The organism is Paenibacillus sp. GYB004, assembly GCF_036577605.1.
In the GTDB taxonomy this organism is placed as follows: domain Bacteria; phylum Bacillota; class Bacilli; order Paenibacillales; family NBRC-103111; genus Paenibacillus_AB; species Paenibacillus_AB oceani.
In genome coordinates this window covers 82,141-103,455 of record NZ_JARBDB010000031.1, presented here as the reverse complement: position 1 = coordinate 103,455, position 21,315 = coordinate 82,141, and the positions used below count along the sequence as shown (strand labels likewise).

The 21,315-nt window shown below is 56.5% G+C and carries 16 protein-coding genes and 1 pseudogene; 4 read left to right on the top strand and 13 right to left on the bottom strand.

The window, feature by feature from the left end; translation table 11 throughout:
- Nucleotides 1–26: 26 nt before the first annotated feature.
- Nucleotides 27–1,103, bottom strand: a complete 1,077-nt coding sequence (locus tag PV433_RS14015; protein ID WP_332072707.1) for a Gfo/Idh/MocA family protein — start codon at nt 1,101–1,103, stop codon at nt 27–29.
- 275 nt (nt 1,104–1,378) lie between these two features.
- Between PV433_RS14015 and PV433_RS14010 the strand changes: the two genes are divergently transcribed.
- Nucleotides 1,379–2,158, top strand: a complete 780-nt coding sequence (locus PV433_RS14010) for a MerR family transcriptional regulator (protein ID WP_332072706.1) — start codon at nt 1,379–1,381, stop codon at nt 2,156–2,158.
- A gap of 127 nt (nt 2,159–2,285) precedes the next feature.
- On the opposite strand, the gene PV433_RS14005 is transcribed toward PV433_RS14010, so the two are convergent.
- The 5 genes from PV433_RS14005 to PV433_RS13985 all read right to left on the bottom strand — a co-directional run bounded on the left by PV433_RS14005 (nt 2,286) and on the right by PV433_RS13985 (nt 7,415).
- Nucleotides 2,286–3,569, bottom strand: a complete 1,284-nt coding sequence (locus PV433_RS14005) for an ABC transporter substrate-binding protein (RefSeq protein WP_332072705.1) — start codon at nt 3,567–3,569, stop codon at nt 2,286–2,288.
- A 61-nt stretch (nt 3,570–3,630) separates the two neighbouring features.
- Entirely contained in the window at nt 3,631–4,674 is a 1,044-nt protein-coding gene (locus tag PV433_RS14000) for a glycoside hydrolase family 26 protein (protein ID WP_332072704.1), read from the bottom strand.
- Between the two features lie 25 nt (nt 4,675–4,699).
- Entirely contained in the window at nt 4,700–5,881 is a 1,182-nt protein-coding gene (locus PV433_RS13995; RefSeq protein WP_332072723.1) for an enolase C-terminal domain-like protein, read from the bottom strand.
- A 40-nt stretch (nt 5,882–5,921) separates the two neighbouring features.
- On the bottom strand, nt 5,922–6,629 hold the full coding sequence (locus PV433_RS13990; protein WP_332072703.1) for an RraA family protein: 708 nt from the start codon (nt 6,627–6,629) through the stop codon (nt 5,922–5,924).
- Between the two features lie 33 nt (nt 6,630–6,662).
- Nucleotides 6,663–7,415 (bottom strand): SDR family NAD(P)-dependent oxidoreductase, encoded by a 753-nt coding sequence (locus PV433_RS13985; protein WP_332072702.1) that lies wholly within the window; start codon nt 7,413–7,415, stop codon nt 6,663–6,665.
- A gap of 101 nt (nt 7,416–7,516) precedes the next feature.
- Here PV433_RS13985 and PV433_RS13980 point away from each other — a divergent pair, with 101 nt between their 5' ends.
- On the top strand, nt 7,517–8,299 hold the full coding sequence (locus PV433_RS13980) for a helix-turn-helix transcriptional regulator (RefSeq protein WP_332072701.1): 783 nt from the start codon (nt 7,517–7,519) through the stop codon (nt 8,297–8,299).
- Nucleotides 8,300–8,547: 248 nt separating this feature from the next.
- Here the strand turns inward: PV433_RS13980 and PV433_RS13975 are convergent, their stop codons facing one another.
- Nucleotides 8,548–9,591, bottom strand: a complete 1,044-nt coding sequence (locus PV433_RS13975) for an aldo/keto reductase (RefSeq protein ID WP_332072700.1) — start codon at nt 9,589–9,591, stop codon at nt 8,548–8,550.
- Nucleotides 9,592–9,931: 340 nt separating this feature from the next.
- On the opposite strand from PV433_RS13975, the gene thyA reads away from it, so the two are divergent.
- Nucleotides 9,932–10,765, top strand: coding sequence for a thymidylate synthase (thyA, locus tag PV433_RS13970; protein ID WP_332072699.1), 834 nt, complete (start codon nt 9,932–9,934; stop codon nt 10,763–10,765).
- 15 nt (nt 10,766–10,780) lie between these two features.
- Here the strand turns inward: thyA and PV433_RS13965 are convergent, their stop codons facing one another.
- From PV433_RS13965 to PV433_RS13940, 6 genes and pseudogenes are all read right to left on the bottom strand, one after another.
- A complete protein-coding gene (locus PV433_RS13965; protein WP_332072698.1) occupies nt 10,781–12,376 on the bottom strand; it encodes a sensor domain-containing diguanylate cyclase in 1,596 nt (531 codons plus the stop codon).
- Nucleotides 12,377–12,892: 516 nt separating this feature from the next.
- Nucleotides 12,893–13,996, bottom strand: coding sequence for an IS200/IS605 family element RNA-guided endonuclease TnpB (gene tnpB / locus PV433_RS13960; RefSeq protein WP_332072697.1), 1,104 nt, complete (start codon nt 13,994–13,996; stop codon nt 12,893–12,895).
- A 6-nt stretch (nt 13,997–14,002) separates the two neighbouring features.
- Nucleotides 14,003–14,403: pseudogene (gene tnpA, locus PV433_RS13955) on the bottom strand (IS200/IS605 family transposase).
- Between the two features lie 183 nt (nt 14,404–14,586).
- Nucleotides 14,587–15,867, bottom strand: coding sequence for a sialidase family protein (locus tag PV433_RS13950; protein WP_332072696.1), 1,281 nt, complete (start codon nt 15,865–15,867; stop codon nt 14,587–14,589).
- 633 nt (nt 15,868–16,500) lie between these two features.
- The gene (locus PV433_RS13945; protein WP_332072695.1) at nt 16,501–18,198 is read right to left on the bottom strand and encodes a ribulokinase; all 1,698 of its coding nucleotides are present in this window, start codon (nt 18,196–18,198) and stop codon (nt 16,501–16,503) included.
- A gap of 22 nt (nt 18,199–18,220) precedes the next feature.
- Entirely contained in the window at nt 18,221–20,014 is a 1,794-nt protein-coding gene (locus PV433_RS13940; protein ID WP_332072694.1) for an L-fucose isomerase, read from the bottom strand.
- 262 nt (nt 20,015–20,276) lie between these two features.
- Between PV433_RS13940 and PV433_RS13935 the strand changes: the two genes are divergently transcribed.
- Nucleotides 20,277–21,194, top strand: coding sequence for a hypothetical protein (locus PV433_RS13935; RefSeq protein WP_332072693.1), 918 nt, complete (start codon nt 20,277–20,279; stop codon nt 21,192–21,194).
- Nucleotides 21,195–21,315 lie beyond the last annotated feature (121 nt).

The following is a 21,315-nucleotide window of genomic DNA, read 5'->3' as shown; positions in this document are numbered from 1 at the left end:
GTTCAGTCCAGCGTCCATACATCGCCTCAGCGCAGGCCGTCCCAATCCAGTCTGACTTCGCTGCCCGTCCGGGACGACTCGTAAATCGCATCGATAATCAGATTGTTCGTCAGTCCGGTGATCGCCGACGAAATCGGCTGCTTGCCGCTTTCCACGCAATCGAGGAAGTGACGGCTCATCCGGTTCCGCGCTCCTTCGTCCTTTTCCGGCGTCTTCAGCTCAACCTCGATCGCGCGGTCGAACGATTCGGTCAAAAACTTGCCCTGCGATCCCCGGATCGAAGCTCCGCCCTCGGAGCCGAACAGATGGACGAACGGCTGGCTGTCCGTATCCATATGAACCGCCCAGCTTACTTCCAGCGTCAGCGTGCTGCCGTTTTCCATCCGGATGAGCGCCGTGCTGAAATCTTCCACGTCCCATACGCCGTTCCAGTCCGGCGTTCCCCACGAGCCGATGCCTTTGCGCTTCGGCCCGAACTCGGCGTAGGCGGCTCCGGATACCGCGACCGGCTTCGGATCGCCCATCAGATGAAACGCCAGATCGAGCATATGAACCCCGATATCGATAAGCGGTCCGCCGCCGGACATCTCCTTGCGCGTAAACCAAGTGCCCCAGCCGGGAATCCCCTTGCGGCGGTACCAGCCGGTCTTGGCGGAATAAATATCGCCGAGCGCGCCCTGCTCCATCTGCGATTTCACCTGCATCGGCAGCGAGTCCCAGCGCATCTGGTGCGAAACCATGAGCACGTTGCCGGTGCTGTTCTGCGCCCGGACGATCCGCTTGGCATGCTCGGCGTTCAGCCCCATCGGTTTCTCCAGCAGCACGTGCTTGCCCGCTTCGAGCGCACTTACCGCAAAATCCGCATGGAAGCGGTTCGGCACGCCGATGACGACGGCGTCGATATCGCTGCGGGCGATCAGTGTCTCCGCACTCTCTTCCACGGAAGGAATGCCGAACTGCGCCGCTCTCGATTCGGCCAGCGGCCGGGACACGTCGGAGATCGCCACGATCTCGCAGCGCTCCTTCAGCTTGCTGAACTCCGTCGCATGTACCGCCCCAATATTTCCTGCACCGATAATGCCCAGCTTTATAGTTCGACTCATCCTCTTCGTTCCCCTCTCTTCTGCGTGCACGGCATCATCGTTTATGCCGGCCGCGGCCTGACAACCCTCGCAGGGCTTTGCGACAAGTATAACCCGTACCGCCGGAAAATGCGTTGCATTTCTTAAGCTAAATATCCCAACTTTTACACGGTACCGGCGGCGGCCCTCCAAAGATGTATACGCGGCTGCTTTTCTTTTTTGTTAAGGAACGCTTGCACCTCCAGTAACGTTATGCCTTATGATCGATATATAGTCGCTACAAGGAGGAGCATGATATGAACGATAACAAAGCCCGGCATTACTCGATAGGAGAATTCGCGGAAAAAACCGGCACCTCGGTCCGGACGCTTCATTACTACGACGAAATCGGATTGCTCGAGCCGCTTAAACAGCCGGGATCCGGACACCGGCTCTATACCGGCCGGGACGTGCTGACACTGCAAAAAATCGTCAGCTTGAAATTTCTAGGCTACAGCCTGGAGCAAATCAAAACGCTGCTCCGCGAAGCGAGCTTCGACATGAGCCTCATAGAGACGTTGACGCTTCAACAGCAGGCTCTGGAACAGAAGCAGGAGCAAATCCGCCTCGCCCTCACAGCGATTAAACGTACTATTGCGCTGCTTGAGGAAAAGGGCGACATCGACAGCAGCATTATGATGACGCTTATTCACAGCATCCAGACGGAGAACGAGCAGCGGGAATGGCTGGAACGCCACACATCGAAAGAGATCGCAAACCGGCTGTTCGATCAGCCTGACGATCGCAAACTGGAGCTGGACAAGGAGTATTTGGAACTGTCCGGCGAAGTGAAAAGGCTGTTCGGCAAACCGGCGGGCGATCCGGAGGTGCAGGGGCTGATGGAGCGGTATTTGAAGGCGAATTTGGAGTTCGTCGGAGAAGAAGCGATGAACGGGTTCGGCAGCCTCGAGTCCGTGCAGTTGGAGGACTTGGAGAACATGGTCGTCTCCCCGTTCTCGAAGGAAGAGGAGGACTGGCTGAACGAGGCGATGGAGCTTTTCATGAACCGTAACGGCATGATCGATCCTACCCCGTGACCCGCGCATGCGGACGATGGATCATCAATGTCCCGCCTTATAACGGAAATGGTTGCAGCGCGCGCCATCTCCGGCGCACGCTGCGGTGTTGCATGGCAGTTGTCAAAAAGGTCGTCCGAACGCCCGCTTATTTCGACTTGACCTGAGCGATCATACTGTTCGTTTCTTCTTCGATTTGACGGAACGCCGTATTCAGATCCACTTTTCCTGTCGCCAAATCGACGTCGTATTTGATATAAATTTTCATCGCATTGGCGTCGTATTTCGTTTTCGGCGCGATCGGCGAATACTTCTGGTTCACGATCGTCTGCAAGTTTTTATTTTTGTGCGGACTATCCTGGCCGAATTGCTTCTTGACGTTTTCGTCGGTCAGCACCGGGATGATTCCTTTGCGGGACAGCTCGGTCTGCTTCTCCGCGCTGATCAGATGCTGGATAACGTCCATCGCCAGCTCCTTGTGCTCGCTTGTGGAAGTAATGCCGAAATAAGTCGGCAGCGTTTGCGGCCCGAGCTGAGGCGCTTCCTTGTATTTCGGAAACGAGACGATATCCCAGTTGACGTCGGCCATCGGCTGGGACAGGAAGAAATTGCCCAGCGCGACGGTAATTGCTACGTTCTTTTTGGTCGCGAAAACGTTCGGCGACATCATTTTATTCGACGAAGTCTGGTAAATCTTCGTCAGGACGTCGTACACAGGCCTCCAGTTTTCGTTCTGGATCGTCGCTTTCTCCGTCTTTGGATCGACATACGGCAAGGAGAACGGATTCAGCGGCAAATATTGGTCGATGTACAAGCCGACACCCCAATATTCGTTCGCTCCGTCTTTCCGGGTCAGCTTCTTGGCAACGTCCAGCACCTCATCCCACGTCATGCCGTCCTTTAGATAAGGAACCCCGAACTTGTCGAAAATATCTTTGTTGTAATACAATGCCTGGGTGTTGATAACGACCGGAAGCGCATACATTTTCCCGTCGGACATCTCCCTGCCGAAGTTAACAACGGACGGCTCGAGCTGATTCAGATTGATTTGCCGTTTTTTGATCAGCTCGGTCATGTCATATTCCAGCCGCATATCTTTGAGGTTGGATACGATTTTGGATACCGAATCCCAGTATATATCGATCTTCTGTCCCGATGCGACGAGATCGGCGAGCAGCGTGCCCGTACCCGTCTTCTGAATATATTTGAACGTATGCTGCGGAAACTTCTTGCGGATCGAATCGCCGAACCGGTCGTTGAACTCCTCCTGCGACCAGCCGCTCTCCGAATAAATGACGAGCTCGACCGGTGTGACCGGCTTCTCCGAAGCGGCGGCCGGCTCCTTCGGCTGCCCGCCTCCGCAAGCTGTACCGAGCAGCGCGAGCGCTCCGATTCCGGCGATCACTTTGTTTCTGTTCGAATTGTGGAACATTTGTTACATCCCCCCGATTATTCGATATGGTTCGTTAAGCTATGCAGCTGAATTCATTTGCTCATTTGTTCTTCAGCTTCGCCAGCTCGCCTCTTGGAAGTATCCAATCGTCCCGCATCAGCTCCGCCATATAGTCGTTGGAGGGCAGCGCGAACGTTTTGATCGTACCTGCCGATAATACGTCCCCCCACTGCATATACGTGGTCACGAGCGGGAATCTGCTGCGGATCTCCTCGATAAATTTCCGGTTATCGATCCGCTCTTCCGTATTGACGCCGATTTCCCCCCATCCCAGAATTTTACCGTATTTCTGATCGGAAAACTCGTCGTACAACGCCGGGCTAGCCCCGCTATCGGCGGATACGTAATATAGATCAGGCGCGATGATATCGACGCAGCTCCCCCCGGGATACTGCTCGACCGCCCGCTCGCACGCAGCCTTCGCATCCGGACAAAACATCCAAAGCAAATTGTGCAGTCCCCTCGTCTCCGTGAAATAGCGGTACATGTGCCGCCATACTTCCCGGAACTGGTCGGTTGCGCCGGTCCCCCACCAGAACCATCTGCCGTTCATTTCATGCAGAGGTCCCCAGATGATGGGAATGTCTTTCTTCGCGTAAGTCTCGAGTTGATCCGCAAGCCGGCCCAGCCAGCCGTTCCACCTGTCGTAAGCCTCGTTTCCCGGGGTAATCAGCTGTTCCAGTCCGCCCCCCTGCGGGATTTGCGACCATGACGTCTCCAGCGTCCAAGGATTGCTCGCATGCCACATAAATCTGAGCAAACCGCCCTGCTCATGGTGGTATTCGGCATATTCGCGCCAATTCGAATCGGAGGGACCGCTGTCCGCTCCGGCGCCGTCCACGCTGCGGCCGCTGAAGTCGAAGCCGGCCAAGCCCGGGTATTCGCCCGACTGACGGTATACGTCGTGGTAATAGCGCTCCCATGCCTGGGCCGGGTCGTAAGGATTCGAATTATGGCTGTTCCGGGTGATATACTGGCCTACGACGACCCGCCTGTCTTTCTTTTCCGGCAACCCGGACAACAAGCGGAGCAGCTCTCCGGCGGAGCCGGAGGCCGACGGATTGCAAGGCTGTCGGTCGATCATTCGGTAACCTCCTTCTAGTAACCCTCTAAAAACCCCCGGTGATCGGATACCATTCCGGCCTCCGCGCATCTTGATGGAACCGGGCGTAATAATCTCCCTTTTGTTCGAAATACCGTTCGTACTTCTCCATCTTCTCCTCGTCCAACTCCACGCCGAGGCCCGGGCCGTCCGGCACGCGAATGCATCCGCGCTCGTACGGCATCAAGCCGCCAACTATAATATCGTCTGTCAAATGATGGTAGTGGGCGTCCCCGGCGAAGGTCATGACCGGAATCGTGGAGGCGGTATGCAGCATGGCGGCCAGCTCGATGCCGAATTCGACTCCGCTGTGCATCGCTACGCCGAGGTTGAACGTATTGCAGACGGCGACGAGATCCTTCACCCCGCGCGGACCTTCCCAGTAATGGATATCGGTCAAAATAACATCGACCGCCCCCATCCGGATCGCCGGACCGAGATCGTCGAATTTATTCGGGAACATGTTCGTTGCGATCGGAATTCTTACTTTGCTGCGGACGGCGGCGTTGCCTTCCAGCCCCCAGGAGGGATCTTCATAATATTCCAGGCCGAGCGCCTCGCACCGCTGCCCCATCCGGATCGCCGTCGGGACCGACCAGGCTCCGTTCGGATCGATTCTCAGGCCGAACGAGTCGCCGAGCCGCTTGCGGCAGAGCTCGAGCGTGCGCACTTCCTCCTCCGGCGCCATCACGCCCGCCTTCAGCTTCATCGACGTGATGCCGAGCTCCCGATGCAGCTGCTCGCAATGATCCGCCATATCTTCCGCCGACCGGTCGTCGCCGCCTCCCGGTCGGTCGTACCGCCAGAACAAGTATCCGATCATCGGCACTTCGTCCCGGACTTTACCGCCGAGCAGGACATTCAGCGGCCGGCCGAGCACCTTGCCCTGAATATCGAGGCAGGCCATCTCAATCGCCGCATAGAGCCTTGCATTCGACATGTAGTAGACGCTGCGGAGCACCTTCAGCTTGATCCGCTCCAAGTTGAACGGGTCCTCTCCGGCTATTCTAGGTTTCAGCTTCTGCAAAGCTCCGCGAGCGTCCCCCCCGCCCACTTCGCCCAAGCCTACGATCCCCTCGTCGGTAATCAGCTCCAGCACCGTGCGTATGAAATATCCGGGGTGAACCCCCGTGCTGTGCCGCAGCTGCGCAGTCGTCGGTATCGCTACGCAGCGGGTTCGCATATCCACGATTTTCAAAACGTTCCGCCTCCTCGGCTGCCGGGCAAGCCTACAGCTTCCCGTATTTTTTGTAAATTTCCACCGGATCGGCGCCGGAGGCGAACTCGGCGCGAGCCTGGTTCTCCACCTGCACGAGCGCTTCCGTCTTCTCCAGCGCTTCGACGACGAGCTTGCGCGGTATGACGACTACGCCGTCGAGATCGCCGAACAGGAAATCGCCGGGATGGACAGGCACGACGGACGTCAGCGCGCCCTTCAGAGCGATCGGCATCTGCCAGTCATAATAGCTCCACCGCATGTACGCTTCCACCGGAGTCTGGTACTGGCAAAATACCGGGAAGTTATCCCGCACCAGGAAGCCCGTATCTCTGCAGCCTCCGTCAACGACGGCGCCAACGACGCCCGACGCCTTGCCGAGCACCGCGTTCATTTCGCCGTAATGGGCCGCCTGTGTGTCCATGCTGCAGTCCCGCGTATCGATGAGCGGACAGCCGATCGATCTCATGTCGTTGAACAGGTGAATGCGCCGCGTGCGCAAATCTTCGTCGCCCTTAATGTCGGGAATGCCTTTGATCGTAAAAGCGGGACCGGCCAGCGTCATGTCCTGACGAACCGGTTTCAAGCCGTTCGCAAGCGCCTGATTCGGATAGCCCATATGGTCCAAAACATCGTATACGGCTCCCGTATATAATTCTTTGTACCGTTTAATCAGCTCCGGCACCGGTACGCCGTATTCGTAGTTTTGTTTCCAATCCATCTTGTTCTCCCCCTTGATTTTGTTTTTCGCCTGTCATCCTTTAATAAGCTGGCCGCCGTCGACGGGAATCGTAACCCCCGTAATAAAGGCGGATAGATCGGACGCGAGAAACAACGCCGCACCCGCCACATCGTCCGGCCCCCCGATCCGGCCGAGCGGGATCGATTGGAGCGTGCTCTCGCGAATCGCCGGCTCCTGAAGCCGCTCCCGGTTAAAATCGGTTTCGATGGCGCCCGGCGCGATGCAATTGACCCGGATCCGGTCCCCGGCCAGTTCTACCGCAAGCGCCCGGGTAAACGATTCGATTCCGCCCTTGGCGGCGATGTAGCAGCTGTCCGAGGCGAATCCGAGCCGGGCGCGGATCGACGATATATTAATGATGCTGCCGCCGCCGGCTTTTAACATAAGGGGCACCGTTTCCTTCACGCACAAATATTGGCCTTTCAGATTAACGGCCATCATGCGCTCCCAGGACGATTCGTTTAGAGCCGTCAGAGGCAGCCGTTCGGTTATTCCCGCACAATTGACGAGAATATCGATCCGCCCCCAGCGCTCCCCGATCTGTCCGAATATATCGTTCATCCGGCCGGACTGCGATACGTCTCCATATAGCTCGAAAAACCGTTCTTCTGCTCCGACCGGTCCAAACTGTGAAGGTTGGTGCGGCTGTTCGTCGTTATGAATGACGGCCACGCTCGCCCCGGCTGCCAGGTACGCGGCGGTAATCGCTTTCCCGATACCCCGCTGCCCGCCGGTCACGACTGCGACCTTTCCGTGAAAATCCATCGTTCTCCCCTCTCTTCCTCTTCATTGTAAGAGAAGACTATACAAGAACGAATGGAAGATATTAAACTATTTTATATACATTTTTGCGCAGGGGTGTCGTCATGTGGAGGAAAAACGAGTCGCATCAAATCGTTCATTACTATTGGGGGGAGTCCAAAACGCAGTTTGTCCGAGAGTCGGATTCGTATGCGCACTGGGTCATGCTGGCTCCGGAGGAAGGGGCGTTTCGTTACGCGATCGGTCAGGAAGAAGGGGAAGCGAGCTTCGGCCAGGTCGTGATCGTACCGCCCGGGCTTACGCTTTGGCGCGAAGTAAGTTCCTCAGCGTTATCGTTTCATTTTGTTGAATTCAAATGGAGTGAGCAGGAAGTTCCCAAAACCGCCAAAACGAAAACGATGCCCTATGGCGCCGTCTTGATCCTCGATAAACAGCGGCTGCTTTCCACCTACGACTACTTGAAGCAAGCTTCCGCAGATAAGGACTTGTCGGCACATTATGTGTTTGATCTGCTGCTGCTTTGCTTGAACTCGATGAGAGCCGGGGAAGAGGAGTTAAAGCCGATCGACGAGGTGATCCGGAACGTAGCGGCGTATATCGAGGAAAACGCGGCGGAGCCGCTGAAGATGGAGACGGTCGCGGTCCGGTACGGGCTGAGCGCCTCGCAGCTGACCCGAAGGTTTCAGGCCGCGTACCAGAAAGGCCCTCTGCAATATTTGACCTCCGTGCGGATTCACAATATTAAGGAGATGCTCATTCACACCGACTATACGATCGATACGATCGCCCAGCTGAACGGCTTTCAGAACGGCTTTTATATGTGCAAAGTATTTACCCAGCAAACGAACATGAACCCTTCCGAGTTCAGAAAAACGCACCGGGTGTAGGGACGACGGCGTGCAGCGCCCGGCTCGGTTGGCCCGGTCGGCGGCTCGGTCGGCGGCTCGGTCGGCGGCTCGGTCGGCGGCTCGGTCGGCGGCTCGGTCGGCGGCTCGGTCGGCGGCTCACGAGTAAACGGAAGCCTCCTCACCCCGATCTGCATCGGGATGAGGAGGCTTCCGTTAAGGAGTCTTGCTTGCTCTTGCTTTCTCGCCAACCTCCGGGAAAATCTGCGTAAACGCCCGCCGGATCAAGCCTATGCACCCGTAATCGCACGTACCCGCTCCAGCACCGACGCGTTCAGCGCGAGCTTGCCCGCCGCAGCGTTCGCTTCGAGCTGCGAGACGGTTGTCGACGAGGGGATGATCGGTCCCATCCCCGGGAGGGTGAGCATATAGGCCATGACGAGCTGGGCGAGTCCCATCTCCAGCTCACGGGCAAGCGCGGTCAGTTGGCCGAGCTTCTCCGCCGTGCGAGCGTCGATCTGCCAGTCGCCTTCGTCATACCTGCGGTCGCCCGGGCCAACCTTCGCCGGATCGGCGTACCGGCCTGTCAGCAGTCCGCGGGCCAGAGGACTCCACGGTACGTAAGAAACGGCATGGGCCGCACAATACTCCAGTACCCCCGGACGTTCGGGAGCTTCCCCGTACAACAAATCAAACTGGTTTTGCACTGCCGCCACCTTGGTGCGGACAGAGAACGATTCGTTGGCCTGCGCGTACTGCTCCAACTGCTCCGCCGTAAAGTTCGACACTCCGAAATACCGCACTTTCCCGCTTCGCACTAAATCTTCAACGGCTGCCAAGCTCTCCTCCGGGGGCGTATCGGGATCGTAGCCGTGAAAATACAACACGTCGATCCAATCCGTCTGCAGCCGTTCCAGACTCGCTTCTACCGAGTCGATGATATTGGATCTGGACAGCCCGCTATGGTTCGGGGTGGTGCCGTCCATACCTCCAAACATCTTCGTCGCCAGCACGATATCGCGCCGGTGGGCCGAGTTGGCGCGCAGCCACCTGCCGATCACCCGCTCGGAGTTGCCCGAGCCGAGATTGTACCGGTTGGCCGTATCCCAAAACGTTACCCCGAGCTCCAAAGCGCGGTCGAAAATCGCAAACGCCTCAGACTCCCCTACCCGCGAGCCGTCCCCGGTTTTCGGAAGCCCGACTTTCCAAGTGCCGAGCCCGATATTCGATACTTTCAACCCGGTGGCGCCGAGTCGGCGGTAAGGCATCCCCTGAAAGCTGTCCGTACGAAACGGAACGTTGTACAGCGCCGGATTTGGCGTCAGCGCATCCATCGTCTCATCTCCTGTCGGTATAAGATGTTTGTTGTATATTACCTGTATATATCATATCGATCATACCATACTCCCGCAGCTTAGCAAGGCTTAATCCGTCTTGGTCCGTACCACGCGCAGCTCGGGGCTCGCTGCTCACAGTCCACGGCGTCTCGCTGTATTCCAGCATAGGTCGACCGTATGTATCGGCAAACTCCCTGCCCTGCCGCGCCGCAGCCGTCTTTCCCAAAAAAGGGTGCCGCCCATGCCGTCCGAGTATGATAAAATGATGGAATGCCGGGTTGCTGCCTGACGGGGAGCGCCTGCAATCATAGCCAAAAGCGGCGAAAGGGGAACAAGGATGGGGATTGCCGATGCTGTATACAAAGATCTGGTTACCGACATTTTGGACAACGGGGTATGGGATACAGATCACCAAGTGAGAACGGTGTGGGCCGACGGAACTCCCGCTCATACGATCAGCACGATTTGCCGGCAGCTGCGGTTCGACAACTCCGAGGTCCCGATCTTGACGACCAAGCGGGTTGCCTGGAAATCGGCGATTCACGAATTGCTGTGGTTTTACGTCAAGCGGACTAGCGACTGCGCTTATTTGGACGAGCATGGCGTTAAGCTGTGGAAGGAATGGACGAACGAAAACAACAATATCGGCAAAGCGTACGGTTATCAGCTGGGTAAGCCGATTTACATCCAAGGGAAAATTACGAACCAGGTCGAGCGGCTGCTTTCGGAGCTGAAGACGAACCCCGCTTCGAGAAGGCACGTCATTTCGCTATGGAATATCGACGATTTGGACCAAATGGAGCTGTATCCGTGCGTTTGGAATAACCAATGGCTCGTCAAGCAAGACCAGCTGCACCTCGTCGTGAACGCCCGCTCGAACGACATCGGCCTGGGGCATCCGCTGAATGTGTTTCAATATTACGTGCTGCAGCGGATGATCGCCCAGGTGACCGGTTATCAGCTAGGCACGCTTACGTTTAACCTGAACGACGCCCATATCTACGAGCGTCACGCCCAGCCGCTTCGGGAACAGATCTGCCGCGAGCCGTTCCCCGCTCCCGAGCTGTGGATTAACCCGGAGGTACGCCGGTTCGACGATTTTACGATCGACGACTTCAAGCTGATCGGTTACAAGTACCATCCGACCATTCCGCTTGATATCGCCATTTAAAACGGTGCGTGCAGTCTACTTAGCCCGCTTCGGGCGCTCGCCAGGCCTGGTCGGGTAATATTCAATCCGGTTGCGGCCCGCACCCTTGGCCCGGTAAAGCGCTTCGTCGGCCAGCCGGAACAGTTGCTCGGCATCGTCCGCATCTTCCGGGTAAGCGGCTATCCCGATGGATAGCGTTACCGGCCGCCCTGCCGGGCTGTCCGTAGCTTCCATGTAGGCGCGGATCGTCTCGGCGTAGACGAGCGCCTGCTCGGGAGCCGTATCCGGCATCAGCACGACGAATTCCTCGCCTCCGAACCGGCAGCACATATGCCGTTCTTCGGTCAGTGACCGGACGGCCCGCGCCAGAAACTTCAGCACTTCGTCCCCGGTATCGTGGCCGAACGTATCGTTGATCCGCTTGAAATGATCCAAATCGATCAGCAGCAGGCTAAACGGCACACGGCCGCCGATCCAGGTTCGCGTATAAAGCTCGAGTACCCGACGGTTGTACAAGCCGGTCAACGGGTCCGTATTCGCTTCGTGGGACAAGCTGTCGAATTCGCTCCCGAACTGCCGTACCGCTATCGTCAGCGCCCTGTGCAACTGATTCGCCTCGAAGTTCCAGTCATGAATCCGCGGAACCGGCTCGATCGCTCCCGCCTGATAAGACAGTCTCGCCGCATAACGGGCCAGCTTGACTAGCGGGTCCGCCACTTTGCCGATGATAAGACTAATCGCGAAAATAAACACGGCCATAATCGGAAGCGTATAAAGCGGAATAAGCAGAACCAGTTTTTTCGTGTCCCGGTTCACGCTCTCCGCCGGCGTCTGCGCCACGACACCCCAGCCGGTTTCTTTCAACGCCGTATAACTCGCCAGCATTGCGATCCCGCGCGAATTGTGCAGCCGCATCTTCCCGGAATGTCCGCTTTTCAGTTCCTTTACGACCGGATTTTCGTTGACGTTCTCTCCGATGCGCGAGGAGTCCGGATGGTACAGCAAATTGCCGGACGAGCTGACGACGTACATATAGGAACCATTTTCATCGTTCGGCGACGTCGACAGCAGCTTGCTCAGCAAGTTTTCCTCCTGCAGCCAGATCGAGCCGCCGATAAACCCGCGGTACACGCCCTTCTCATCGACGAGCGGATGGCTGACCACGACAACCAGCCGGTTTAGCGTGCTGACGTACGGCTCGGATATAAAGGGCCTTTTCTCCCGGAGGGCCTGGACCGTGCCTTCGCTCGTGATGACTTGCCCCTTCAAAGTCGCGTTTGCCGGCGAAGACTCCAGCAATCTCCCCTTCTCGTCGACCAGAACGACGGAATTGAACTCGGGATGATTCAGCCGGAACAGCTCCAGCTGTTCGGCTAACGGGATTTGATCGCGATTGCGAACGAAATAATCGCCGGTGGCGGCCAAGCTTTTTTTCATGCTGGCGAACAAGCCGTCCACCGACTCGGCGATTTTATCGGAATTGATCTGATTCATCTCCAGCGTCAAGCGGGTGAGCGCTTCCTTCTCGGTCCGATAGGCGATATACGTGCTGGCACCGAGTGTCGCCCAGATCGAGAAGACGACCAAAGCGACGACCAGAAGACGCAGCCGCAATCCTTGTCTTCGCTTCATAGACTCACCTTTCCTTACAGCATTTTCCTTGTACAGTTTCGACACGATTCGACTTTTTCCTGCACGTTTCCAGCTTCATTTTTACTTATTTTTTGTTGAAGACGGCATGCTGCGCATAGGGGAAAACCGGTCAAGCGGGGTAAAGTGAAAGCTATGGAAATAAAGCGGAAGGGGATGGTCCCAAAAGTGTCCATAGGACATGGAAAACGTCCCAAATGCTAAACGAAAGGACCTCAAATTCCACGGTTAGGCGGAAGATGGGGTCCTTTTTCTCGAGGAACATCGATTTGAAGCGGGGCTCAACACATCGTAAAAAACTTCGGAGACAGCCCGTTTTGTTATAGCCAGAAAGATGCGGACATGCCGATTTCAGCGACAAAGCCGGATTTCGAGGCGGCAGCTATATCCAGCCCCTTGAACCTCTCATGACTAAAGTCACGAGATTCTTGGGTAGTCCCTTCTAACGAAGAGAAGTTCACCAAGCTAACCCTGTCGTTCCGACAGTTCGTGTAAGGATTACACAGCAAGAAGTCTTTTGCCTTCGGCAAGAATGTTCAGGCTTGCGTTAAAGTCTCGGTCGTGATGCGCTCCACATTCCGGGCAGTCCCATTCGCGCAACTTCAAATTTTTTACATCTTTGTGCTTATAGCTACAGCAGGAGCATAATTGCGAAGATGCGAATGTTGAGCCTACAGCCACTATTATGCGGCCATACCACTTCGCTTTGTACTCTAGCATGGAGCGAAACATCGACCAGGAAACCTCGCTACTGGCCTTGGCTAGCTTACGATTCTTGACCATATTGGCTACCTGTAAATCTTCAATCGCAATGATGTCGTGGTTTTTGACAATATGCGTTGAAATCTGATGCAAGTAGTCCGTACGAGCATTCATGATTTTCTCGTGAATATGCGCTACTTTGATGCGCTGCTTGTTCCAGTTGCTGCTGCCTTTCATCATGCGTGTAAGTTTACGCTGTGCTCTTGCCAGTTTTTCTTCCCATCTGCGAAAGAATTTAGGGTTGCCAACTACTACGCCATTGGATAGAATTGCAAAATCTTTCAAGCCAACATCGATGCCAACTTCTTTGCCTGTTTTGGGCAACTCATGGATGCTCGCTTCTGCAAGCACGGATACAAAGTATTTCCCGCTTGGCTTGCGTGTAATCGTAGCGTTCAGGATTCTCCCTTCAACTTCACGGCTTTTAGCCAATTTCACAAGTCCAAGTTTAGGCAACTTGATCTGATTGTCTACAATTTCAATATTTCCATTCGTGTAGTTTGTCTGATAAGACTGTACAGGATTCTTTTTACTCTTAAACTTTGGCGCATCGTTTTGTTTTTTGAAAAAGCGATTGTATGCGTCACTCAAATTCCTCAGTGCATTTTGTAAAGAAAATTTGTCCGGTTCTTTCAACCAGTCTATTTCTTGTTTTAGTTTTGTGAGTTCAGCAGAACATGCTCCATAAGATAAGCCTTTTCCTGTCTCTTTATAGGTGTCACTCCATAAGGCTAGAAAACGATTATATACAAATCGAGCGCATCCAATCGTCTTGTTAATGAGTGTCACTTGTTCTGGCGTGGGATAAATTCGGAATTTATAAGCTTTATTCACTACCATTGCTTTTCACTTCACTTTCTGATTTTGGATATACGTTCTTATCTGCTGTTCTGTATGTTCACTGGCTGTTGCAACAAAATAAGAAGCAATCCAAAAATTCCCTCCCCACAATCTCTTTTTAATCTCAGGAAACTCTTTAAACAAAAGTCTCGCGGAAACACCTTTTAACGCTTTAATCATACCAGGTATTGAATGCTGTGGTGTACATTCCACTAAGAGATGAATGTAATCGGAGTCGCTTTCAATTTCAGATATAGTGAAGTTGTTATCGGATGCAATCTGAACAAGAATTTCTTTTAGTCTTACGTCGATTTCTTCCACAAGTATCTTGTGTCGGTACTTTACGACCATACGATGTGGTACTGAATGGCATAGACGTAACCACGACCACGCTTTATTTCTGACACATAATCACCTCTGATTACAGGATAACATATGTCAGTGTTGTTCACCTATAGAAACCTTGACATTAAAGGGATTGTTGTAATAGTCACCTAAACATGTATCGGATAGTTAACGTGGCATAAGCCACGCCCTATCCGATGTTTTCTAACTCATGACTGAAGTCACGAGTTTGCGAAAACTATGCTTCAATAGACGAGCTCCCGGAAATTGCAAATCCGGTGAAACGTAATCAGGTTGCCGTCATGCGAGCTCGCCGCCCGTTCGTCCCCGGACCGGCTCAAGATGACGAGGTCGCCGCCGCTGATCGCCATACTGGCATAGTGGCGCGCCTGTTTGCCGGAGTCGGTTTTGGCGACGAGCCCGGCAAAGCACCAATCGACGCAGTTGCGCGAGAAATGAAGCTGGAGCCGATGCCGCTCGTTATTCGGATTGCTTCCGCGATCGGGCGGAAGTCTGTCCGGACGCGTCATGCTGTCCGTCGCCTGCGAGCTCAGCAGCCAGTAAAGTCCGGTGACGGCGTCGTGCAGGATGTAAAATTTCATCTGTCCGCCGGGGCAAGGAACGAACAGCATCGTTTTCCCCGAAGGCGCCGTTTCCAGCATCGTGCGGATCGTTCCGTCCTCTTGCTCCACCGCTTTGGCGATGGCCGCATACCCCGTGCCGCCCGTATTCGCCCTCATCCACAAATGGAACGTCCGGCCCGACGGATCATAGAAAAAGTGGCGATTGTCCGTAAACTGCACCACGTTCGTCTCCAGCCAGCCCCGCGGATACATCCCCTTCTGTCCGGGCGGAACGTCCGCAGCGCCCCGCGGGTCCTTCTCGTGGAAAAAAGGAACGCCGAACAAGTCGTTTTCCTTGCCGGCCAATGCTTCGGACATTGTCAACTCGGAGGCGAACGTCCAAGCATCCCGCTTCGTCAGATCGGAGCGGACATCCCCCCGCATCAGAACAGGCGCCATCAAATGAGTGCGAAGCTCTTTAACCCCGGGCAGCGTAATGCGCTCCATAACGAGGTAAACGTTCCCTTTTGCATAAATAACGTTGCAGGCCGACTGATGCCATACTTGACCTTCGGTCAAAAAGCACGGCTCCCCCCACGTCTCGCCGCCGTCGCCGGAACGCATGATGACCAGATCGTTGCAGTGCCCGATCACATAGAGGCTGTCTCCAGCTACGAAGGGCCTCGCATGCATAAACGGAAAATCGGTGCGATGGTCCCATGTCCGGCCGCCGTCGTCCGACGTGAGCACTTTGCCGAACCAAAGCTTGCCCCATTCGATCGTCCGCTTCGGCCCCGGGACCGTCCCGATGCCCGGACCGCTCAAATCGAGCGTCGCCACCAGCCGGCCGCTTGGCAGCACCGCGATCCCCGGGCTGTACGCATAAACGCTGCCGGGGTCCGGCGATTCGTACACGACCGTATAATCGGGCGCCAGTTCTTGGATACGATGTACAGGCTGCATCTGCTCTCCCCTTTCCGATTAGGGCTGTTTGTTAGAGGGAAAGCGGCCGTTCTCCGGAATCGGTGAACCGGCCGAATCCAAGCTTTCAGACGTGAAAGTGTCTAAATACAGCGACATGACGGAAACGAAACGAGCTTGGCACCCCGTTTGGCAGCCTCGGATGCAGATGCAGCAAGCTGGAGCACACGGACCACCGCTGTAAAGTTAAACTAACTAACGCCCGTTCCCCCCGCTGTGTCCCTGCTTCCGCACGCTTAGGTAGCCATGGTAAGCCAAATCCCGCTGCCAACCGCCTTCTCCCCGGCCGTTTCCTCGATCTACAGCTCAAACGGATCGTTAAGGGTCTTTAGCCCCCCTTAACCTCTCCGAAAATCCACATTTGTCCAATATAGCGAATGAAAGAAGCTCTTATAATCGCCGGGAACTTAAAAGCTTCTAAAACCTCTTACTGCGAGGTCCATCCGAAAAATGTCCCAAATAAGAGGTTCTAGAAGCTGCTATTGAGCTAAATGATCCTTGTCCGCCGCGCGGTGCCAAGGATAAACGGCCACGCAGCGCAAGGCACGCACCCCGCTGCCGCCTAACAGCGGCCAATCGCACACACTCGCAACCGCAGCTCAGCGCCGCTCGCCGCTAAGCGTCCGCAGCGCCGTCCGTGCCGTTCGCCGCCCGCTCCTTCAGCTTGCGCAAGCTGCGCATAACGCCGCTCGCCCCGCGGCCGAAGTAATCGTGCAGCGCGACATACTCGCGGTACAGCTCTTCGTAGAGCCGAACGTTCCGCTCGATCGGCTCGTACGTCTTTTTCACCGGCGGGGCCATGACGGCCGCCGCTTCGGCGATCGAATCGTATCCGCCGCCCGCCGCCGTGGCGGCTACTGCGCCCATCATCGCCGAGCCGAGCGCGGTCGCCTGCTCGGCCGCCGGAATATGGACCTTCTTGCCGGTGACGTCTGCGTAAATCTGCATCAGCAGCGGATTGCGCTGCGGAATCCCGCCGTTCGCCGCGATCGCGTCGACCCGGATGCCGCTCTCTTCGAAGGCGCCAACGATCCGTCTCGTCCCGAAGGCGGTCGCTTCGAGCAGCGCCCGGTACACTTCTTCCGGCTTCGTATGCAGCGTATAACCGACGATCAGGCCGCTCAAGCTCTCGCTGGCGAGAACGGAACGGTTGCCGTTCCACCAGTCCAACGCCAGCAGGCCGCTTTCCGCCGGAGCGAGCCGGGATGCCCCGCGCCCCAGCCATTCGAAGACGGATATCCCTTCCCGAACCGCTTCTTCCCGGACGTAAGCGGGTACCGCATGTTCGACGAACCAGGCGAACAGATCGCCGACCGCCGGCTGACCCGCCTCGTACCCGTAATAACCGGGGATAATCCCGTCTTCGACAATGCCGCGTATTCCTTCGACCGGCTGTTCCGTATCGGCGATGATCATATGGCACAGCGACGTCCCCATCGCCAGCACCATCGTGCCCGGAGCGACGATACCCGCCCCCGGAACGGCAGCATGAGCATCGATGATCGCAGCCGCTACCGGAATGCCGGGCTTCAGGCCAATCAGACGGGCCATCTCCCCGGTCAGCTCGCCCGACTTCGTGCCGGACGCGACGACCTCTCCCCGCAGCTTCGTCTCCGCAAGCGTCTCCAGCCGCGGATCGGCCGCCTTCAGGAAATCACGGCTCGGATATCCTTCCGCCTTATGCCAATTGCCTTTGTAGCCCGCAGCACAGCTGCTGCGTCTCAGCGTCCCCGTCATCTGCGCGACGACCCAGTCGGCCGCCTCGACGAACCGGTCGGCCGCCTCGTAGACGTCCGGGTCTTCACGCAGCGCCTGGCTAATCTTCGGCAGCATCCACTCTGAGGACAGGCTGCCGCCGTACCGGCTCAGAAACGATTCTCCGCGGCTGACCGCGATCTCGTTCAGCCGGTCGGCGTCCTCCTGGGCGGCATGATGCTTCCACAATTTCACCCATGCGTTCGGGCGGTCTCTCCATTCGTCCTTGAAGCACAAAGGAACATCAAATGCGTCGACCGGCAGCATCGTACACGCGGTAAAATCGATGCCGATGCCGATCACGTCCTCCGCAGACGCCCCAGACATCCTCAGCGCCTCCGGAACGGACCGGCGCAGCACTTCGATGTAGTCGTCCGGGTGCTGAAGCGCCCAGTTCGTTCCAAGCTTCGTCCCGCCGCCCGGAAGCGTGTCGTCCATCACCCCGTGCGGATAAGCCGTAACGTGCGAGCCCAGCACACGGCCGTCCCGCACATCGACGATCAATACCCGGCCGGATTCCGTCCCGTAGTCGATGCCGATCGCTAAATTTCCTCTCATGTTCCTCATCTATCCTTTCCGGTCATTTATACAGCGGCCCGAAGGCGGCGCAGGCGCGGTAATCGGCGCTCTCCGGATCGGCGGTTCCGAACGCGTTCCAGGCGGACGGACGGAATACGCGGTCTGCCGGTACGTTATGCATGCTTACCGGAATCCGCAGCATGGAAGCAAGCGTAATCAGATCACCGCCCACATGCCCGAAGCTGACCGCGCAATGATTCGATCCCCAGTTGTTCATAACCGAATACACGTCGCGGAACGCGCCGCTGCCGGTCAGATTCGGCACAAACCATGTAGTCGGCCAAGTCTGATCCGTCCGGCGGTCCAAAATGTCGTGCACGTCGTCAGGCAGCTCGACCGTGTACCCTTCCGCGATCTGCAGCACCGGACCGACGCCCGCAACCAGATTGACGCGAGCCATCGTCACCGGCATTCCTCCGCGGGTCGTAAAGTCGGTCGAGAACCCGCCTCCGCGGAAAAAGTCGATCGCCGGACGCCACTGAGTCGCATCCAGACACGCATTCGCCTCTTCCTCCGAGATTTCCCAGAACGGCTTCACCGCCGGCTTGCCGTCGCTGCCGGTCTGCGCGCCGGTCCAGTCAAGTGCTGCCGGTCCCGAGTTGATCAAGTGGATAACGCCGTTCTCCGCACGTCCCTCCAGCTTTTTGCCGGTAACGCGCTCCACCGCCTCCGGACTCCAATACGTGCGAACGTCCGCGAACAGCTGAGCGGCATTCGTCAGCAGATGTCCGAACAGCATCGTCACCGCGTTCAGCGTATCGTTCTCGGTCGAGACGATATACGGCTCGCGGATGCCGTTCCAGTCGAACGACGTCGTCAGCATCGCCTCCATAAAGTCGCCGGTCGGGAAATGATCCGTCCACGCCCGCTGACCCTGGAAGCCCGCCGCGATCGCGTTCCGGCCGTGCGCCTCTTCGCCGTATCCCATCTCCTTCAGCTTCGGGTTGCCGATCATCAGGTCGCGTCCGATCAGCGCCATTTTGACAATCGTCTCCCAATCGCCGTCTTTCTGCTCCCGGGTCCGTTTCAAGTGCGAAGGATTGACGTCCTCGCCTTCCTTGCAATTCTCTTTCACCCAGGCAAGCGCTTTCTCGAACTCGTCATGATCGTAAATGCCGCGCTCGATGCGGCGCACAAATTCCGTCATATCGACGTATTCGTTGCGCATGCCGAGATACTTTCCGAAAAACGACTCGTCCGCGATACAACTGGCGATCCCCATCGACACGTTACCCATCGACAAATACGATTTCCCGCGCATCACCGCTACCGCAAGCGCCGACTTCGCAAATTGGAGCAGCTTGCTCTGGACGTCCTCCGGAATCGCAGCATCCCCCATATCCTGTACGTCCTTGCCATAGATGGCGAAGGCCGGCAGCCCTTTCTGGTTATGGGCCGACATCGCAGCCGCCAAATAAACGGCACCGGGACGCTCCGTTCCGTTGAAGCCCCAGATAGCCTTCGGCACGGAAGGATCGGTATCGATCGTCTCCGTCGGGTAACACCAGGACGGGGTAACGGATATGGACACGCCCACACCTTCGCGGGCGAACTTCTCCGCCGCCTGCGCCGCTTCGGCCACGCCTCCGATCGTCGTATCGGCGATCAAGCATTCCACCGGCTGTCCGTTCGTATACGTCAGGTTGTCCGTGAGCAGCTTGGCGACCGAACGCGCCATATCCATCGTTACATTCTCCAGCGACTCGCGGATTCCTCCCAGCCGGCCGTCAACGACCGGGCGTATGCCGATTTTCGGCAAGCTTCCTTTGTAGCGGTTAATCGGTTGTCCGTTCATAGGTTGATTCCTCCTTTTTGTGGAGTTATCGATAACTCCAATCCGTCTGATCCATTTTCCTTACCTGTAAAGCGATATCGGCAAGAAAAGAGTTATCGGTAACACAATCCACTTAATCCAAGTGTATTCGGAATTTGAAAAACGCGCAACAGCATTTTTACGAACCATTCCCCGACTCCCTCCCCTTATTTATCGTTCGTTATAACGAACTATATGATGGGCTTGAACTAACGGGCCTAATACACATACGAGGAGAGAATCGGTGAAACCAATGATGGCAAGCAAGTTATCGAAGCTGCCGCTCGGGATGAAAGCGGCTCTGCTGGGGATCGTCCTGATGCTCGCGATCGCTCCTTCCCAACCGGTGCCGGTGCATGCGCAGCAGCAGCCCGTCGTCGCCACGTGGATGTGGAATACGTTCTCCATCTGGACCGACAGGGCGAATACGCTGGACGCTCTGCAGCGTAATGGCATTACTCTTTTGTTTTTGCAGATCGACACGGACATCCCGGCGGACATTTACCGGAGCTTTCTGGCCGAAGCCGCGCAGCGGGGCATCGAAGTCCACGCCCTGGACGGCGCTCCGGATTGGGTGCTGCCGCGAAGCTCAGCGAAGCTGTACCAGTTTATCGATTGGGTAAAAACGTTCAACGCCCGCGCCCTGCCGGCTGAACAGTTTCGCGGTATCCACCTCGATGTCGAGCCCCACGTCCTGCCGGAATGGTATGCCGACCAGGATGCCGTAATCGGGCTGCTTATGGATACGATCAGCGGCTTCGTCGAGGAAGTGAAGTCGGACAGCGCCTTAATTACGGGCGCCAGCCTGCCCGTCTGGCTCGACGCCTTCAACGTCCGCGACGGGTACGGAGGGAGGACGACGCTCTCGGACCGGCTCATCCGCCAGCTCGATCAGACGACGCTGATGGCGTACCGCAATAGCACCGAGAACATCCTGACCTCGGTCAGCAAAGAGCTGGACGAAGCCGAGAAAGCCGGCAAGCCGGTCATCGTCGGCGTGGAAACGCTGAACAACTATGAGCCGGATACGAGCTTCTACGACAAAGGAAGAGCAGAGTTAAACGCAGCGCTGAGCACCGTCGTAGCAGCCTCCGCAGGCAAAGCTTCGTTCGCGGGTTATGCCGTGCACGAATTTTCCAGCTGGCTGACGCTTCGCGATTGAACGGTCGCTCCGCAGTGGCTGTTTTAGAAGCAAAACTTATGCCTGAACACCCGTTCTGACAAAAGTAACTCATGCCCGCAGACGCTTTCTGCACCACGTTCCCCGTGGTTGCGAAAGCGTC